This is a genomic window from Kribbella sp. NPDC003557, assembly GCF_040610805.1.
GTDB lineage: Bacteria > Actinomycetota > Actinomycetes > Propionibacteriales > Kribbellaceae > Kribbella.
In genome coordinates, this window is the sequence record NZ_JBEXMY010000006.1 from 231,182 (window position 1) to 246,955 (window position 15,774).

The window sequence follows — 15,774 nt, forward strand, 5'->3', positions numbered from 1 at the left end:
TACAGGTTGCGGATATCCGTGAGGACGATCTACGGTTCTCATGGATCATTCGCTACATATCCGTGAGGAAGTCGATGAAGCTGACGGCGTTGCTGGTGTGTGTGTGTTCGGCGTGACGACCGGGGAGTTCGTGGTGGCGGGCATCCTGCCGGCCGTGGCGGGGGACCTCGGGGTCTCGGTACCGGCGGCGGGCCTGCTCGTCACGGCGTACGCGCTGGGGATGATCGTCGGCGGCCCGTTGCTGACGGCAATCACCGCCGGCCGGCCGCGTAAGCCTCTCGTGCTCGCCCTGCTGGCGGTCGCGGTGACCGGGAACCTGCTGTCCACGATCGCCCCCGGGTACGGCGTGCTGTTCGCGGCCCGGGTGGTGACGGCGCTGGTCACCTCGACGTTCTTCGCCAACGCGATCGTGATCGCCACCACCACCGCGCCGCCGGAGAAGAAGGCGTCGACCGTCGCGAAACTTGCCTTCGGCATGAACCTGGCGATGATCCTCGGCGCCCCGCTCGGCACCTGGATCGGCGAGGCCTTCGGCTGGCGTACGACGTTCGCGGCGATCACGGCCTGCTGCGCCGCCGGCCTGCTGCTCGTCGCACGCTTCGTATCCGACGACCCCGGCGACCGGCCCGGCGTGCGTACCGGTGCGCTGGGGGAGTTCACCGTGTTCCGGAGCCGCGAGCTGCTTCTCGCCATCACCATCACCGCCGTCGCCAACATCGGCGTACTGATGGTGTTCACCTACCTCGCGCCGCTCCTGACAGGTCCCGCGTCGTTCCCGGCCGCGGCCGTCGCTCCGATGCTGCTGGTGTACGGCGTCGGCGCGACGATCGGCAACCTGGTCGGCGGCCGCCTGGCGGACCGCGCGCTGCTCCCGTCTCAGCTCGGCGCGCTCGCCCTTCTCGTCGTCCTGCTCCTTGCCCTGCGGCTGAGCCCGAGCGCGACACTCACCGGCGTACTGATCTTCGCGCTCGGCGCGGTCGGCTTCTCCGTGATCCCCGGCATGCAGGCCAGGGTCCTGACGACGGCCGCCGCGGCCCCGACGCTGGCGATCGCGGTGAACGCCTCGGCGTACCAGGTCGCGGCGGCCTTCGCCGGCTGGCTGGGCGGCCGTGTTGTCGCCGGCCCCGGCCTGCCCGCGATCTACGTCGTCGCCGCGGCCACCACCGTCCTCGGCGTCCTACTCACCGCGCTGGCGTTGCGGAATCAGGCCAGTACGCGGGTGACGAACTCCCGGAACCCGTCGGACGCCGAGAACATCGGCATGTGATCGGCCTCCGGCAGCACGGTCAGTTCGGCGTGCGGTGCTTGCGCGGCCAGCCGCCGCCCCCACAGCTGCGTGCCGTCGAAGTCGCGGCCGCCGATCAGGACCGAGATCGGCGTGGTCAGTTCGGTGAAGCGGTGTTTGACGGGCGGATCGAGTTCGACGCCGTGGTGGACCGGCATCGTCATCACGCGCGAGTTCGCGATCTCGAGGCCGACGAGCAGCCGCCGGTCGTCGCCGCGGACGGCCGGGCACCAGCCTCGGACGTCGTGCTCGGCGGCAGCCGGGATACCGCCGGTCTCGAGGACCTCGGCGTGCCGGGCGAAGTGGGCGCGCATCACGACCCGGGCCGCCGCCTCGGCCGGTGTCGGGTCGGGGAACTCGCCGAACGAACCGCCCACGACACACAGCTGCGCGACCCGATCGGGATGCCGGTGCGCGAACCCGAGCGCGCGCCGCCCACCGTCGGACACCCCGATCAGCACGGCACGCTCGATCCCGGCCGCGTCGAGCACGGCGGCCAGGTCGGCGATCTCGTCGTACGCGCGCTCGGCCGGTGACGACAGACCGGTGTCGCGGTAGTCCCAGGTGGTGACGCGGTGGGTCCCGGCGAGCCAGGCCACCGTCGACGACCACAGGCGGACGTCGGCCAGGCCGCCGTTCAGCAGGACGACGTCCGGGCCGTCACCGTGCTGCTCGAAGTACAGGTAACCGTCGGGAACGTTGACGAAGGGCATGCGGGCAGTCTGCTGCAGCGCGGACTGCCCGCCTATCGGGAATTCTCCCTAGCCGGCCCGGTGGAGGCGCCGGACAGCGAGCTCGGCGAGCAGGGCGGCCCCGTCGGGCAGGACCGAGTCGTCGAAGTTGGCCAACGGGGAGTGGTTGTCGGGCGCCGCGTCCGGATCGGCCGAGGCGCAGGCGCTCAGGTTGAGGTACACGCCGGGGACCTCCTGCAGCACGTAGGAGAAGTCCTCCGCGCCGCAGCGCGGATTGGGGCGCTCGCGGAACCGGTCGGCGCCGAACACGTCCACGATGGTCTCGCGGGCGAAGTCGAACTCGGCCTCGTTGTTGACCGTCACCGGGTAGCCGATCTGGTACTCGGCCTCGACCTGCAGGCCGTGCGCCGCCGCGAGCCCCTCGACCAGGCGGATCGACGCCTCCTGGACCTTGGCGCGCGTCGCCTCGGAGAACGTCCGCACGGTCGCGTCGAAGAACGCGTCGTCCGGGATGATGTTCTCCTTCGTGCCGCCCGCGATCCGGCCGACCGTGATCACGGTCGGGTCGAACACGTCGACCTGGCGCGTGACCATGGTCTGCAACGCGGTCACGATCTCACACAGCACCGGGATCGGGTCCTTGCCGCGGTACGGCGTCGAGCCATGCGTGCCCGAGCCGATCACGCGGACGTGCAACTGGTCGGCCGCCGCCATGAACGAGCCGGGCCGGCTGCTCCACATCCCCAACGGCTCCGAGGACGACCCGACATGCAGCCCGTACGCCGCGTCCGCGCGCCGGCCCGCCGCGTCGAGCACGCCCTCGCGGATCATGATCGGTGCGCCGCCGGACGTCTCCTCGCCCGGCTGGAACATGAACACCACGTCACCCGGTAGCTCGTCCCGCAGCGCCGACAGCACCTTCGCGGCACCGACCAGGCCCGCAACGTGCAGGTCGTGGCCGCAGGCGTGCATCATCCCGGGATGCTGGGACGCGAACGGCACGTCGGTCCGCTCGGTGACCGGGAGCGCGTCCATGTCACCGCGCAGCAGCACCACGGGACCGGGCCCGGCACCGCCGCGCAGTACGGCGGTCACCGACGACAGCTCCTTGCCGAGCGTGATCTCCAGCGGCAGACCGTCGAGCGCATCCAGGATCAGCTGCTGCGTCTTGGGCAGATCCAGGTCGTACTCCGGGACCTCGTGCAGCGCCCGGCGCAGCGTGACGATCTCTTCGCGGAACTGCTCCGCCAGCTCGCGCGTCCTCATGCTTTCGGGCCCAGGTCGAGCGCGGCCATCACGCGTTGGGCGCTGCTGCCGAGCTCGAGCAGCTCGACGAGGTCCAGCCAGCGCTCCGGGTCCTTGATCTCGCGCGGCAGGGTCGCGTCGTACGTCCCGACCGGCGCGTCCTTGGCGACCGCGACCACCGTGGGCGCGACGTCGAGGTAGTCGCTGTCCGCGAGGATCTTCTTCTTCACCCCGGGCGCCATCGGCGTGCTGGGGTCGGCGGCCGCGGCGCGGATAGCGTCCAGATCGCCGTACGCCGTGACGAGCGCGGCGGCGGTCTTCTCGCCGATGCCCTTCACGCCGGGCAGGCCGTCCGACGCGTCACCGCGGAGCGTGGCGAAATCGGCGTACCGCTGGGCGGGGATCTCGTACTTCGCGAGCAGCGCCTTCTCGTCGTACACATCGGCGCGGCCGACACCGCGAGCGGCCGTATAGACGACCCGGACGCCGCGGCTGTCGTCGATCAGCTGGAACAGGTCGCGGTCGCCGGTGACGACGTCGACCGGCATCGTCGCCTGGTGCGAGAGCGTGCCGATCACGTCGTCGGCCTCGTGGTCCGGCGCGCCGACGACGGCGATCCCGATCGCCTCCAGGCAGGCCCGGATGTACGGCACCTGGACCTCCAGGCGGTCCGGCACGTCCTCGACCTGCTCGCCCTTCGGCGTCACGAACTCGACCCGCTGCGCCTTGTACGACGGGATCAGCGCGACTCGCCAGGACGGCCGCCAGTTGTCGTCCCAGCAGGCGACCATGTGGGTCGGCTTGTGGTTCTCGGTCAGCCGCGCGATGAAGTCGAGCAGCCCGCGGATCGCGTTCGTCGGCGTACCGTCGGCCGCCTTCATCGTGTCGGGCACGCCGAAGAACGCACGGAAGTACAACGACGCGGTGTCGAGCAGCATCAGGCGCTGTCCTGTTGCTGAATCTGGTACTGGCATGGGGTGATGTTTTCACAAGCCGCCGACAGGCCGCGACGCACAAGCCCTTGCCACCCGAGCGTGGTAGACCAAGGATCGGTACCGACCCAGGGGAGGGGATCCGGATGCTTCGGTCGTGGTTCTGCAGGCTCGCGGTAGTGCTCGGGACGGTGCTCGGGGTGCTCGCCGTGCCGCTGCACGCGGTGCCGGCGGCGGCGAAGGTGGACAAGCCAGTGACAGTGATGACGCGCAACCTGTATCTCGGCGCGGACATCCAGCGGCCGATCGAGGCCACCGCCGGGCTGACCGGTGCGGCCGCGTTCGTCGCGCTCGGGAACGCGAACCACCTCACCCGGGCGATCGTGGACCAGACGAACTTCCCGCGGCGCAGTCAGCTGCTCGCGCGGGAGATCTCTGCGGCGAAGCCGGATCTGATCGGCCTCCAGGAGGTCGCGCTGTGGCGGCACGGGCCGCTGGAGCTGCCGGGGTCCGGGACCCCCGGGGCGCTGAACGCCACAGAGGTCGACTACGACTTCCTGGCGATCCTGCTCCAGGACCTGCGGCGTACGGGCGTTCCGTACAAGGCGGTCGTCGTGCAGCAGGAGTCCGACGTGGAGGCGCCGTCCTTCGTCGGCAACCCGTTCACCGGGACGGCGACCGACGGGCGGGACGTGCGGCTCACTGTCCGCGACGTGATCCTGCTGCGGGCGTCCAGCAACCTGCGGGTCCTCGACTCGGGCAGCGGTCAGTACGACGCCAAGCTCGTCCTCTCCGTCGCCGGGCTGCCGGCGTCGTTCGTCCGCGGCTACAACTGGGTGGACGTCGCGCACGGCTCCGGGCGGCCGTTCCGCTTCGTCAACACGCACCTGGAAGCGTTCAGCTCCGACCTGGCGCTGGCCCAGGCCCGGGAGTTGCTCGCCGGGCCGGCAGCCGATCGCGGCCGGACGACGATCATTGGCTGCGACTGCAACTCCGACCCGCTGAACAGCTCGGTGAAGCCGCAGGACCATGTCCCGCACAAGGCGCCGTACGAGTACATCACCGGCCCGGGAGGTTTCACCGACCTCTGGCTCACCTGGCGACCGGCGAACCAGGGGTGGACCTCCGGCCTCAACGAGACCGTCGACGAGCCGGCGCCGCCGTCCTTCGACCACCGGATCGACATGATCTTCGCCCGCCCCGCACCCGGTGAGCAGGTCCGGGTGATCGCGGGCGAGGTGACCGGCGCGGACAGCTCCGCGAAGGACCCGGCCACCGGACTGTGGCCGTCCGACCACGCCGGAGTCGCGCTCACCGTCGCGAGATGACGAGCGGCTGGAGCGTCTCCTCAAGTAGTGTCTTCAGGATGGAGGACCTGGACCGCAAGATCGTCGGCCTGCTCGCGTCCGACGGCAGGATGAGCTTCACCGACCTGGGCAAGGCGACCGGCCTGTCGACCTCGGCCGTCCACCAGCGGGTGAAGCGGCTCGAGCAGCGCGGCATCATCCAGGGGTACGCCGCGACCGTCGACCACACGGCGCTGGACCTGCCGTTGACCGCGCTGATCGCGATCCGGCCGATCGACCCGTCCCAGGCCGACGACTCGCCGGAGCGGCTCCGCGACGTCCGCGAGATCGAGTCCTGCTACTCGGTGGCCGGCGACTCCAGCTACATCCTGGTGGTCCGGGTCGCGTCCCCGGCCGCGCTGGAGAACCTGCTGGCCGTCATTCGGGCCCGCGCGAACGTGTCCACGACCACGACGATCGTGCTGAGCACGCCGTACGAGCGTCGTCCGCCGGCCCTGTGACGGTCCTGCTCAGCGATCTGTTCAGCACGCTGGTCTTCGGCGGGGACGCCGAGCGGGACGCGGTCAACGCGCGGATGGGCGCGGTGCTCGGCGTCGACGGTGCGGCGTTCCAGCGGGCGTTCGACGCGTGTTCGTACGAGCGGTTCATCGGGGCGTACGGCGATCTCCCGAGCACGTTGCGCGTCATCGCCGAGCGCTGCGGGGGCGCGCCGACCGACGAACAGGTGGAAGAGGCAACGAGCTTGCGACGCGCCTTGGCGCAACAGCTGCTCACAAGGGTGCCGGCGGCGACCCTGGACACCCTGGCCGCCTTCAAGTCCGCAGGCTGGCGCATCGGGCTGGTCAGCAACATCACCGCAGAGACTCAGCTCCAGTGGCCGACCAGCCCACTGGCCCAGTACTTCGACGCCACGGCATTCTCAGCCGAACTAGGAACCGCCAAGCCCGAACCAGCCATCTACAAAGCCGCCTGCACGGCCCTAGGCGCCGACCCCGGTGACTGCCTCTACGTAGGCGACGGCAACGACAACGAACTCCCCGCCGCCACCGCCCTAGGCATGCACGCCATCCGCACCCTCGAACACGCCAACAGCGCCCCAACCTGGCAAGGCCCCACCATCCAGACCTTCGCCGAGCTGACCAGCTACCTGGTTCAGAAGCCGCCGGCCTGAACGACGTCGTCGTTCGCGGCAAGCACCCGAATCTTGCCGCCTCTCCGCGGAACGGCCAGAGCGAACTGATGGAGGACGGTGCTGGTCAGAGCACTGTCGTACTCCCTGGTGGGCGGGCTGAACGCGGATGCGCGACTCCCCGGGCCCCAGGAGATCGCGATGTCCGGACCGACCTGGACCTGAAACTCCTCGGTCAGCGACAGAAAGACCAGCGCCTCGCCGGAGGTTGTCAGGAACGCGGCCGGAGTGCCGCTCAGGGTGAAGGTGTCGATGACAGCGCGGTACGACTTCGGATCCCTGGACAGGTTCGTCCTGGCGGCGGCGAGCTCGTTGAGGACGCTGGTGATGTCCGGGGACGGGGCGAAGAGGGCGACGTGTGATGACTTGGTGCCGGCGTTCAAGTATCCGGCGAGTGCCTTTCCTGCGGCTTCCGGTGAGGCTGCGAGCTTCGCGCCGTCCGCGGCTGTGAGCGGACGCAAGCCCTTGAGCGGCGGGAGCTTGACCTTCTTCTCCGGGGTGACCTGGTGGGTCACGAGCCAGGGATCACCCGCGGACTTGCGTTCCCAAAGATCGAGCACCTGGTAGTCCTTGTACGCCGACATGCCGGCCGAGGCGACGAACCGCATGGGATAGCCGCCGAACGTCGGCACGCCGAGGCTCGGCTTCACGTGGGTCGTCGGGCCGGGGATGTCCTTCGCCGTTTTGTCCAGCACCCTGCTGATGCGATAGCCGGCCTGTGTCAGGCGGAGCTCGTCCCCGGCCTCGACACCCGCGATCAGCTTTTCGTCGCGACGCTTCGCGGCCGCGTTGCTGACCTCGTCGTACCGCTTGATGGCCGCTGCCGCGCCCTCGTCACTGATGGCCGGGCGGGTCAGCGTCGTCACGGTGTCCGGCTGTGGGATCGCGGAGCATCCGGTCAGCAGACCGGCCACGACCGTGAGCGCCACAACCCGTCGCACCCCGCCCTGCACAGGCGGGCTGGTGGGTGCGTTGGGCGATGAGGTGATCTGTCGAGCCTGGGGGTTCGCCGGGCGGCGGCGGAGCAGGACGAGGAGGATGCCCAAGGCAAGGAGCACGATGCCCACAACGAAGACGGCGAGGGCGGTCAGGAATGCCTTCGGGATCTCGATGCCGAGGTCGGCGCGGACGTCAGGGGCGGTCTTGCCGTCGGCGTTCATGACGACGAGGTCGTACGGGCCGTCCTCGATGGGCCAGGCGATCGACTGGCGGCCGGCGCCGCTCGCCTTGGCGACCCACCAGTCGAGCGCGGCGGGTGCGGCGAGAGGACCGGCGGTCCCTTTGGAGTCCTCGGTGGACAGCGCGATCGGGAACTGGACCTGGACGAGCTTCGTGTGCGCGGTGCCGTTGAGGTAGCTGGCGACGTCGAAGTCGCGGCCGACTCCGACGAACACTGGCTCGTCCTTCGCCGACCGTACGTCGACGTGCAGCACCGGGCCGTGGCGGTCCAGCAGTTCTGGCGTGGTCGCGATCGCCAGTCCCTTGCTGCTCAACGATTGCTCGCCCGAATGCACCGTGTCATCCGGCCCGATCAGCCAGAATGCGGCCACGCCGCCGACGACAGCAACAATCAGCCCAGCCAAAGCGAGCAGTACGCCGGCAACCTTGCGAATCACCCCGCGATGCTAGCGGTTGCCGAGCGCATCCAACGGGTCACGCTGGGAGAGTTGCACGAAGTTGCAAAAGTCTTCGGTGCCGCCCCCTGCGGTGGCACCGAAGACTGATCGGGGTTAGTTGATTTCCAGGAGTTTCTGGGACTCGGCGGCGGCGCGGGAGGCGGCGGCGCGTTGTTCGGCTTCGGCGAGGTGGTCGCCGGCGTGTTGGGTCCACCAGTCCTGGCCCTCGCGGGGGAGGGTGTCGATCGGGTCGTAGTACTCGTAGGTGCGGTTGAGCGCCTCGGGGTCCTGCTGCTCGATGCCGGTGCGGTAGTTCTTCTTCCAGTACGAGATGCCGCGCACCTCGTCGTACTCCGACAGCTGGTGCACCCAGCGCTTCCCGACGTACGGCACGTCGCAGACGATTCGCGGTGTCGCGAAGCCGGGCAGGTAGCCGAGGATGCCGTGCTGCAGGTGCTGCGCGTCGCGGACCGAGACCCGCCAATGCTCCGAGAACGGGATCATGTCGCACATGTAGAAGTAGTACGGCGTGATGTTCGCGCCGTCGAGCAACGCGAAGCACAGGTCGAGCAGCTGCGGGATCGAGTCGTTGACGCCGCGCATCAGGACGCCCTGGTTCCGGACGTCGCGCAGGCCGGCCTCGAGCATCGCCTTCGACGCCTCGGCGACCAACGGGGTCACGGACTGTGCGGCGTTCACATGCGTGTGCATCGCGAGCATCACACCGCGGCTGCGCGCCACCGACGCGACGCGTTCCACACCTGACAGCACGTCGGAGGACAGCCAGTGCTGCGGCATGCCCATCAGCGCCTTGGTGGCGAGCCGGATGTCGCGGATGTTCTCGATCTCCAGCAGGCTGTTCAGGAACGCCTCCAGCCGCGGCCAGGGCATGTTCGCCACATCGCCGCCGGAGACGACGACGTCCCGGACCCCCGGCGTACGGCGCAGGTAGTCGAGCATGTCGTCCAGCCGGGTCTGCGGCTTCGCCACGAACTTCAGCTTGTCGATGACCGGCGTCGAGTTCCCGACCAGGTCCATCCGGGTGCAGTGACCGCAGTACTGCGGGCAGGTCGGCAGGATCTCCGCGAGGACCTTGGTCGGGTAGCGGTGGGTCAACCCCTCCGTGGCCCACATCTCGTGCTCGTGCAGCGAGTCCCGGGTCGCATGCGGGTGCGACGGCCAGTCAGTACGGCGGTCACTGAACACCGGCAGCATGTAGCGGCGGACAGGGTCGGCGTAGAACGCCTCGGTGTAGTCGGAGGCGCCCGTGGGAACGATCGTGTTCAGCATCTGCGGCGGCAGCAGCATCGACATCGTCGCGCGCTCGGCCTGGTCGCGGGTGAGGTCCTCGTAGAACCGCTCCTCGAGCAGGTCGCCCATCACCTCACGCAGCTGCTTGACGTTCTTGACGCAGTGCGACCGCTGCCACTGCACCGAGCGCCACTCCTCGGCCGTGACGTCCTTCCAGCCGGGCAGCCGCGTCCAGTCCGGTTCGACCAGCTCGGTGCGCCGGTAGAGGTAGGGCTGACCGTCGCCAGGCTGCTCCGAGGGCGCCAGCTCCGGGGTGATCAGGTCGGTCACAGGTCCTCCGCGGGGACGTGGGGGAATGCGGTCTGATGTGAGGATAGCGATAGAACTTCCCTCAGATCCAACAGTACGCCGTAAGAATTCCCGTCACGGCACGCTGTGAGTAGTATTTTGCCCGACCGCACAGAGGAGGACCAGTGTCATCGAGCCCGGTAGGACTGCACCGCGTACTCGCGCCGTCCGGCGTGTTGCCGCAGGCGGCGGAGAAACTCGACGCGCGTCCCGGCATCTGGCCCGACGAGGTCCGCATCGCGGTCGAGCGCCTGAACCTGGACGCCGCGTCGTACCGCCAGCTGGCCGAGGCGCACGGCGGCGACGGTGCGGCGATCCGGCGTGCGGTCCTGGACATCGTCGAGACCCGCGGCAAGATGCAGAACCCAGTTACCGGCTCCGGCGGGATGCTCGTCGGTGTGGTCGACGAGGCCGGTCCGGACTCGCCGCTCGGGGTCCGCGAGGGCGACCGGGTCGCGACGCTGGTCTCGCTGACGCTGACCCCGCTGCAGATCACCGACGGGCTGCGGGACTGGGACGGCAGGAGTGAGCAGGTGCCGGCACAGGGTCACGCGATCCTGTTCGCCCGGTCGATCGTCGCGAAGCTGCCCGACGACCTGAAGCCCGAGCTGTCACTGGCCGTCATGGACGTGTGCGGAGCGCCTGCCCTGACCGCCCGCGTGGTCGGCTCGTATGTCGACAAAGGCATAAAGCCTGTCGTGTCAGTAATTGGCGGCGCAGGTAAGTCCGGGTCACTGTCGCTGGCCGCGGCGCGGGCCGCGGGTGCGGCGCGCACGATCGGGGTCGTGCCGTTCCAGGCCGAGCACGACCGGCTGACCGAGGCCGGTCTGGCCGACGTCGTGGCGCTGGCCGACGCCCGCGATCCGGTGGCGCTCGCGCAGGCCGTCGAGAACGCCGGGGGACCGGCGGACATCACGGTCGTGTGCGTGGACGTCCCGGGCTGCGAGCACGGAGCCGTCCTGTCGACAGCGGCCGGCGGCACGGTGATCTTCTTCTCGATGGCGACGTCGTTCTCGGCGGCCGCGCTCGGCGCCGAAGGGCTGGCCGCGGACGTCACGATGCTGGTCGGGAACGGGTACGTCCCGGGCCACGCGGACTACGCGATGGAGCTGTTGCGGACCGAGCCGGGTGTCCGTGGTCTGTTCGAGAGCAGGCTGGCGGAGGATTAGGCCGTGCGCACACTTCTGACGAACGGCTCCGTCTACTCGCCCGCCGACCCCCACGCCACCGCGATCGCCTTCGACGACGGGGTGGTGACGTGGCTCGGTGACGACACCGGCGCGAGCTCGTACGCCGACGGCGCCGACGAGGTCATCGACCTGGACGGCAAGCTGGTTACGCCGGCGTTCGTGGACGCCCACGTCCACACGGCCGGAACGGGCGCCGTGCTCACCGGCCTCGACCTGGCCGGTACGACGTCGTTGACGGACGCCCTCGACAAGCTGGCGGCCTACGCGGCGGACCTGCCCGCGGACGCGGTGATCGACAGCGCCGGGTGGGACGAGACGAAGTGGCCGGAGGGCCGCGCTCCGACGGCGCAGGAACTGGACGCGGCGGCAGGCGGGCGTCGCGTGTACGTGTCCCGCGTGGACGGGCACTCGGGCGTGGTCTCGTCCGCGCTGTTCGACGTCGCGCGCGGCGAGGGCTTCGACGACAGCGGGCGCGTCGAGCGGCACGCCAATCACCTGGTCCGCGACGCCTTGAGCGAGCTGGTGGGTCCTGAGCAGCGGCGACAGGAGATCCGCGCCGCGCTGCGGGCGATGGCCGCGAAGGGGATCGGCGCGTTCCACGAGATGGCGGCTCCGCACATCGGACCGCTCTGGGAGTTGCCGCTGGTGCGAGAGGTGGCGGAAGAGGTCGGGCTCTCGGCGACGCTGTACTGGGGTGAGCCCGGCGCCTTCGAGCACATCGGCACGTACGACCTCGCCGGGCTCGCCGGTGACCTCAACGCGGACGGGGCCCTCGGCTCGCGCACAGCCGCGTTGCGGGAGCCGTACGCCGATCGCGCCGACACCCGCGGCCACGCGTACCTGACGGCGGAGCAGATCGCCGAGCACGTGATCGCCTGCACCGAGCGCAACGTGCAGGCCGGCTTCCACTGCATCGGCGACCAGGCGCTCGACAACATCGCCCGCGGGTTCGAGCTGGCCGCCGAGAAGGTCGGTGTCCAGGCGCTGGTCGCGGCCCGGCACCGGCTCGAGCACGTCGAAATGGTCGACGAGGCAACGATCGCCGTTCTCGCCCGCTGTGGCGTGGTGGCGAGCGTGCAGCCGATGTTCGACGGCCACTGGGGCGGTCCGGACGGGATGTACGCCGCCCGCGTCGGCGACCGGTGGCGGGGGATGAACCCGTTCGGTTCGCTGGCCCGCGCAGGCGTCGTGCTGGCCTTCGGGTCGGACGCCCCGGTGACCGAGCTGGGCGGCTGGGACGCCGTCCGCGCGGCCGCGTTCCACCACGAGGAGTCCGAGCGGATCACCGTCCGGGCCGCGTTCCAGGCGCACACGCGGGGCGGCTGGCGGGCCGTGGGAATCGACGACGCCGGTGTGCTCGCGCCGAGCACCGCCGCGACGTACGCGATCTGGGAGAGCGACGCGGACCTCGTCGTGCAGACGCCCGACCAGCGGGTCGCCGCGTGGTCGACGGACCCGCGGGCCGGCGTACCGGTCCTGCCGGATCTGAACCAGGGAACACCCACCTGCGTGCGCACGGTCGTCGGCGGCCGTGTCGTCTATCAAGCCGAGGGATTGTGATGCCGAAGAAGCTCGACCTCGATCCGGTCACCGTCCGGAAGGCGCGCAGCCTCGCGCGCAAGGCCGGCAAACCGATCGTCGACCTGGCCCGACAGCACACCACGGTGTCGGTCGAGCGGGCGGTACTGCGGCTTGCCGGGCTGACCGGCGCCGACACCGAAGGCATCCCGTGGGTGAACCGGCTGGCCGACACCGTGCGCGCCGACGTCGGGCTCGAACACGGGCTCGCGCTGCCGGTGTGGGACGCGCTGCTCCGCGGGGAGGCCGAGGATCTGGGCGTGCTGGCGCAGAAGGCGGCGTCCGGCTCGGTCACCTTCCGGATGCCGGAGGGTCGCGACGCCGTCCGGGCCCGGTCCGCGGCGCGGAAGGTCGCGGCCGCCGGACTGAAGCGGATCGACGGCCGGCGGCGGGAGCGGGACCGGCTGGTCAAGCGGCACGGTGACCCGGAGCAGCGGCCGTGGATCTACCTGATCGTCGCCACCGGCGACATCTACGAGGACATCCCGCAGGCGCAGGCGGCGGCCCGGGAAGGCGCGGACATCATCGCGGTGATCCGGTCGACCGGGCAGTCGCTGCTCGACTACGTGCCCGAGGGCGCGACCCGCGAGGGCTTCGCCGGGACGTACGCGACGCAGGAGAACTTCCGGCTGATGCGGGCCGCGCTGGACGAGTCGTCGAAGGAGCTCGGCCGCTACGTCCGGCTGACCAACTACGCGTCCGGTCTGTGCATGCCGGAGATCGCGACGCTGGCCGGGCTCGAGCGGCTCGACATGATGCTGAACGACTCGATGTACGGGATCCTGTTCCGCGACATCAACCCGATCCGGACGTTCGTCGACCAGCGCTTCAGCCGGCAGATCCATGCCCGCGCCGGGATCATCATCAACACCGGCGAGGACAACTACCTGACCACGGCCGACGCGGTCGAGGCCGCGCACACGGTGACGGTCTCGCAGTTGCTGAACGAGTACTTCGCCAAGGAGGCGGGGCTCGAGGACTCGCAGCTCGGGCTCGGGCACGCGTTCGAGATCAACCCGGACCTGCCGGACTCGTTCCGGCTCGAGCTGGCGCACGCGATGCTCGCGCGGCAGCTGTTCCCGAACGCGCCGCTGAAGTGGATGCCGCCGACCCGGCACATGACCGGCGACGTGTTCCGCGGCTACCTGCTGGACGGGTTCTTCAACCTGGTCGGCGCGATGACCGGGCAGGGCATCCTGCTGGTCGGCATGATGACCGAGGCGGTCGTGACGCCGTGGATCTCGGACCGGGACCTGGCGCTGCAGAACGTTCGTTACGTATTGGGTGCTGCCGGCAACCTTCACGAGGACTTCCGGCCGGAGCCGAACGGATTCATCGCGACCCGCGCGCGGCAGGTGCTGGCCGAGTCGGTCGAACTGCTGGACGAGATCGTCGACGACGGCCTGCTGAACGCCATCGGTGACGGCACCTTCGGGCTAATGAAGCGGCCGCAGGACGCCGGCCGCGGCCTCGACGGCGTCGCGCGGAAGTCCGCCGAGTACTACAACCCGGCGACCGAATTGTTGGAGGAGGGCAAGTGAGCATCATCCGGCCGTACGGCGACACCACGGGCGACGGGATGGTGCAGCTGTCGTTCACGCTGCCGGTCCCGCACGACAAGCGGGCCGAGGGCGCGGCGGTCCAGCTGGCCAACAAGATGGGCATGGACCCGGCGCTGGTCGTGCACTCGAAGGCGATCGGCCCCGACTTCACGTTCTTCGTGGTCTACGGCCCGGTCAACCACCTCGTCGACACGTCGAAGGTCGAGGTGATCGAGCGCGATTACCCGCTGCTCTCGCCGAAGGAGGTCAACCTCGCGATCCGCAAGGGCCTGCGCCGCCGCCTCACCGTGGTCGGCGCCTGCATCGGCACCGACGCGCACACGGTCGGCATCGACGCGATCCTGAACATCAAGGGCTTCGCGGGCGAGAAGGGCCTGGAGTACTACCGCGAGGTGAAGGTGGTGAACCTCGGCGCGCAGGTCGCCGTACCGGAGCTGGTCCGGCGGGCCAAGGCGGACAAGGCCGACGCGATCCTGGTCTCCCAGGTGGTCACCCAGCGCGAGGCGCACGTCCTGAACACCAAGGAGATGTCGGCGGCCTTCCGGGAGGCGTACGCCGAGGACGCGCGGCCCGTACTCGTTGCCGGCGGCCCCCGTTTCACCGAGCAGATGGCCGGCGAGCTCGGCGTCGACCGGGTGTTCGGTCGCGGCACGACGCCGGGTGAAGTGGCCAGCTATCTCGTCGACGCACTGGTGACCAAGCGGCACGCCTACAGAAAGAGCGCATAAAGGTGTCAAAGGCAACTGTTGGGCTGACGGTGACGCATCGTCGGTACGTTCCGTACAGCCACGCGCACTACGCCGGCAACCTGGTCGACGGGGCCTACGTGCTCGCCCTGTTCGGCGACGTCGCGACCGAGGTGTGCATCCAGGCGGACGGTGACGAGGGCCTGTTCGCGTCGTACTCCGACGTGCAGTTCCTGCAGCCGCTCCGGGCCGGTGACGTCGTCGAGGTGACGGCGACGATCAGCCGGGTCGGCAACCGCAGCCGCGACCTCGATTTCAGCGCGTACGTCGTCTGCCGCGGCCGCCCGGACCGGTCCGAGTCGGCCGCCGAGGTGCTCGACGTGCCGCTGGAGATCACCCGGGCCAGGGGAACGGTCGTCGTACCGGTTGCGTGACGATTGGTTGCCCTGGGTAACGATCACGTGGAGTGCCGACACGGCTCTGTAACGTGACTTCGCTGAGGTATCCTCGTTTTTCCTTGTAGGGCAGGCGATCGTGTTACAACGGGCTCAAAGAGCCGGGGGAGAGGTTGACACCGTCGCCGTCAGCGAGCATCGTTTTGGGAGTCGTCAATATCCCGTTTGTTCAACGGTCACATGAAGTTCGGCCGCCGGATGATCCCGCGACGCTGACCAGGCCAAAGCCAGGCTTGAGTCGACGGGGGCTGAGATCGCCGGCGGTGAGCCCCCCGCGGGGCAGAGGTGGAAGAGGCTCGGCGGCCAGTAGACAACAGCCGTGCGGTGCGCAGCCAGTGCATCGTCGGTTGGTCCGAAGGCACGCCGAGCCTCTTTCCTCTCTCCCGGGACGAGTTGCAGCGGTGTGATTAGTTGACCCGGGCGATCCGGCCCAGCGCC

At 69.7% G+C, this 15,774-nt stretch carries 14 protein-coding genes; 9 read left to right on the forward strand and 5 right to left on the reverse strand.

The annotated features are described in order from the left end of the window. Positions 1-40 precede the first annotated feature (40 nt). Positions 41-1,267, forward strand: a complete 1,227-nt coding sequence (locus tag ABZW60_RS25750; RefSeq protein ID WP_355480894.1) for an MFS transporter — start codon at positions 41-43, stop codon at positions 1,265-1,267. Here the strand turns inward: ABZW60_RS25750 and ABZW60_RS25755 are convergent. From ABZW60_RS25755 to ABZW60_RS25765, 3 genes are read right to left on the reverse strand one after another with little or no spacing between them, the layout of a single operon-like run. After that, the gene (locus ABZW60_RS25755; protein ID WP_355480896.1) at positions 1,204-1,998 is read right to left on the reverse strand and encodes an alpha/beta hydrolase; all 795 of its coding nucleotides are present in this window, start codon (positions 1,996-1,998) and stop codon (positions 1,204-1,206) included. The genes ABZW60_RS25750 and ABZW60_RS25755 overlap by 64 nt on opposite strands. Positions 1,999-2,046: 48 nt before the next feature. Then, positions 2,047-3,243 carry a M20 family metallopeptidase gene (locus ABZW60_RS25760; RefSeq protein WP_355480898.1) on the reverse strand — a complete coding sequence of 399 codons (1,197 nt, stop codon included), beginning with the start codon at positions 3,241-3,243 and terminating at the stop codon, positions 2,047-2,049. Next, entirely contained in the window at positions 3,240-4,160 is a 921-nt protein-coding gene (locus ABZW60_RS25765) for a 5'-3' exonuclease (RefSeq protein ID WP_355480899.1), read from the reverse strand. Before ABZW60_RS25765 ends, ABZW60_RS25760 begins: the two co-directional genes overlap by 4 nt. A 140-nt stretch (positions 4,161-4,300) precedes the next feature. Between ABZW60_RS25765 and ABZW60_RS25770 the strand changes: the two genes are divergently transcribed. From ABZW60_RS25770 to ABZW60_RS25780, 3 genes are read left to right on the forward strand one after another with little or no spacing between them, the layout of a single operon-like run. Then, the gene (locus ABZW60_RS25770) at positions 4,301-5,482 is read left to right on the forward strand and encodes an endonuclease/exonuclease/phosphatase family protein (RefSeq protein ID WP_355480901.1); all 1,182 of its coding nucleotides are present in this window, start codon (positions 4,301-4,303) and stop codon (positions 5,480-5,482) included. Positions 5,483-5,520: 38 nt separating this feature from the next. After that, positions 5,521-5,961 (forward strand): AsnC family transcriptional regulator, encoded by a 441-nt coding sequence (locus ABZW60_RS25775; protein ID WP_355480903.1) that lies wholly within the window; start codon positions 5,521-5,523, stop codon positions 5,959-5,961. Beyond that, on the forward strand, positions 5,958-6,632 hold the full coding sequence (locus ABZW60_RS25780) for an HAD family hydrolase (protein ID WP_355480905.1): 675 nt from the start codon (positions 5,958-5,960) through the stop codon (positions 6,630-6,632). Before ABZW60_RS25775 ends, ABZW60_RS25780 begins: the two co-directional genes overlap by 4 nt. Here the strand turns inward: ABZW60_RS25780 and ABZW60_RS25785 are convergent. Both ABZW60_RS25785 and ABZW60_RS25790 read right to left on the reverse strand, forming a co-directional pair. Continuing rightward, positions 6,614-8,266, reverse strand: a complete 1,653-nt coding sequence (locus ABZW60_RS25785; protein WP_355480907.1) for a hypothetical protein — start codon at positions 8,264-8,266, stop codon at positions 6,614-6,616. The genes ABZW60_RS25780 and ABZW60_RS25785 overlap by 19 nt on opposite strands. A gap of 114 nt (positions 8,267-8,380) precedes the next feature. Next, entirely contained in the window at positions 8,381-9,847 is a 1,467-nt protein-coding gene (locus tag ABZW60_RS25790) for a lysine 2,3-aminomutase (protein ID WP_355480909.1), read from the reverse strand. Between the two features lie 143 nt (positions 9,848-9,990). Here ABZW60_RS25790 and ABZW60_RS25795 point away from each other — a divergent pair, with 143 nt between their 5' ends. Genes ABZW60_RS25795 through ABZW60_RS25815 form a run of 5 tightly spaced genes read left to right on the forward strand, consistent with a single transcriptional unit; the run spans position 9,991 to position 15,315 of the window. Further along, positions 9,991-11,034, forward strand: coding sequence for an L-erythro-3,5-diaminohexanoate dehydrogenase (locus ABZW60_RS25795; protein WP_355480911.1), 1,044 nt, complete (start codon positions 9,991-9,993; stop codon positions 11,032-11,034). 3 nt (positions 11,035-11,037) lie between these two features. Beyond that, on the forward strand, positions 11,038-12,615 hold the full coding sequence (locus ABZW60_RS25800) for an amidohydrolase (RefSeq protein ID WP_355480913.1): 1,578 nt from the start codon (positions 11,038-11,040) through the stop codon (positions 12,613-12,615). Next, positions 12,615-14,174, forward strand: a complete 1,560-nt coding sequence (locus ABZW60_RS25805; RefSeq protein ID WP_355480915.1) for a lysine 5,6-aminomutase subunit alpha — start codon at positions 12,615-12,617, stop codon at positions 14,172-14,174. The genes ABZW60_RS25800 and ABZW60_RS25805 overlap by 1 nt, the downstream gene beginning before the upstream one ends. After that, entirely contained in the window at positions 14,171-14,923 is a 753-nt protein-coding gene (locus tag ABZW60_RS25810; RefSeq protein WP_355480917.1) for an OAM dimerization domain-containing protein, read from the forward strand. Before ABZW60_RS25805 ends, ABZW60_RS25810 begins: the two co-directional genes overlap by 4 nt. Before the next feature lie 29 nt (positions 14,924-14,952). Beyond that, positions 14,953-15,315 (forward strand): hotdog domain-containing protein, encoded by a 363-nt coding sequence (locus tag ABZW60_RS25815; RefSeq protein WP_355480919.1) that lies wholly within the window; start codon positions 14,953-14,955, stop codon positions 15,313-15,315. Positions 15,316-15,774: the final 459 nt, after the last annotated feature.

Bases quoted from the DNA above. Each gene is read 5' to 3' on its own strand.
- ABZW60_RS25750 (WP_355480894.1), top strand. From the start codon at position 41: ATGGATCATTCGCTACATATCCGTGAGGAAGTCGATGAAGCTGACGGC.
- ABZW60_RS25755 (WP_355480896.1), bottom strand. From the start codon at position 1,998: ATGCCCTTCGTCAACGTTCCCGACGGTTACCTGTACTTCGAGCAGCAC.
- ABZW60_RS25760 (WP_355480898.1), bottom strand. From the start codon at position 3,243: ATGAGGACGCGCGAGCTGGCGGAGCAGTTCCGCGAAGAGATCGTCACG.
- ABZW60_RS25765 (WP_355480899.1), bottom strand. From the start codon at position 4,160: ATGCTGCTCGACACCGCGTCGTTGTACTTCCGTGCGTTCTTCGGCGTG.
- ABZW60_RS25770 (WP_355480901.1), top strand. From the start codon at position 4,301: ATGCTTCGGTCGTGGTTCTGCAGGCTCGCGGTAGTGCTCGGGACGGTG.
- ABZW60_RS25775 (WP_355480903.1), top strand. From the start codon at position 5,521: ATGGAGGACCTGGACCGCAAGATCGTCGGCCTGCTCGCGTCCGACGGC.
- ABZW60_RS25805 (WP_355480915.1), top strand. From the start codon at position 12,615: ATGCCGAAGAAGCTCGACCTCGATCCGGTCACCGTCCGGAAGGCGCGC.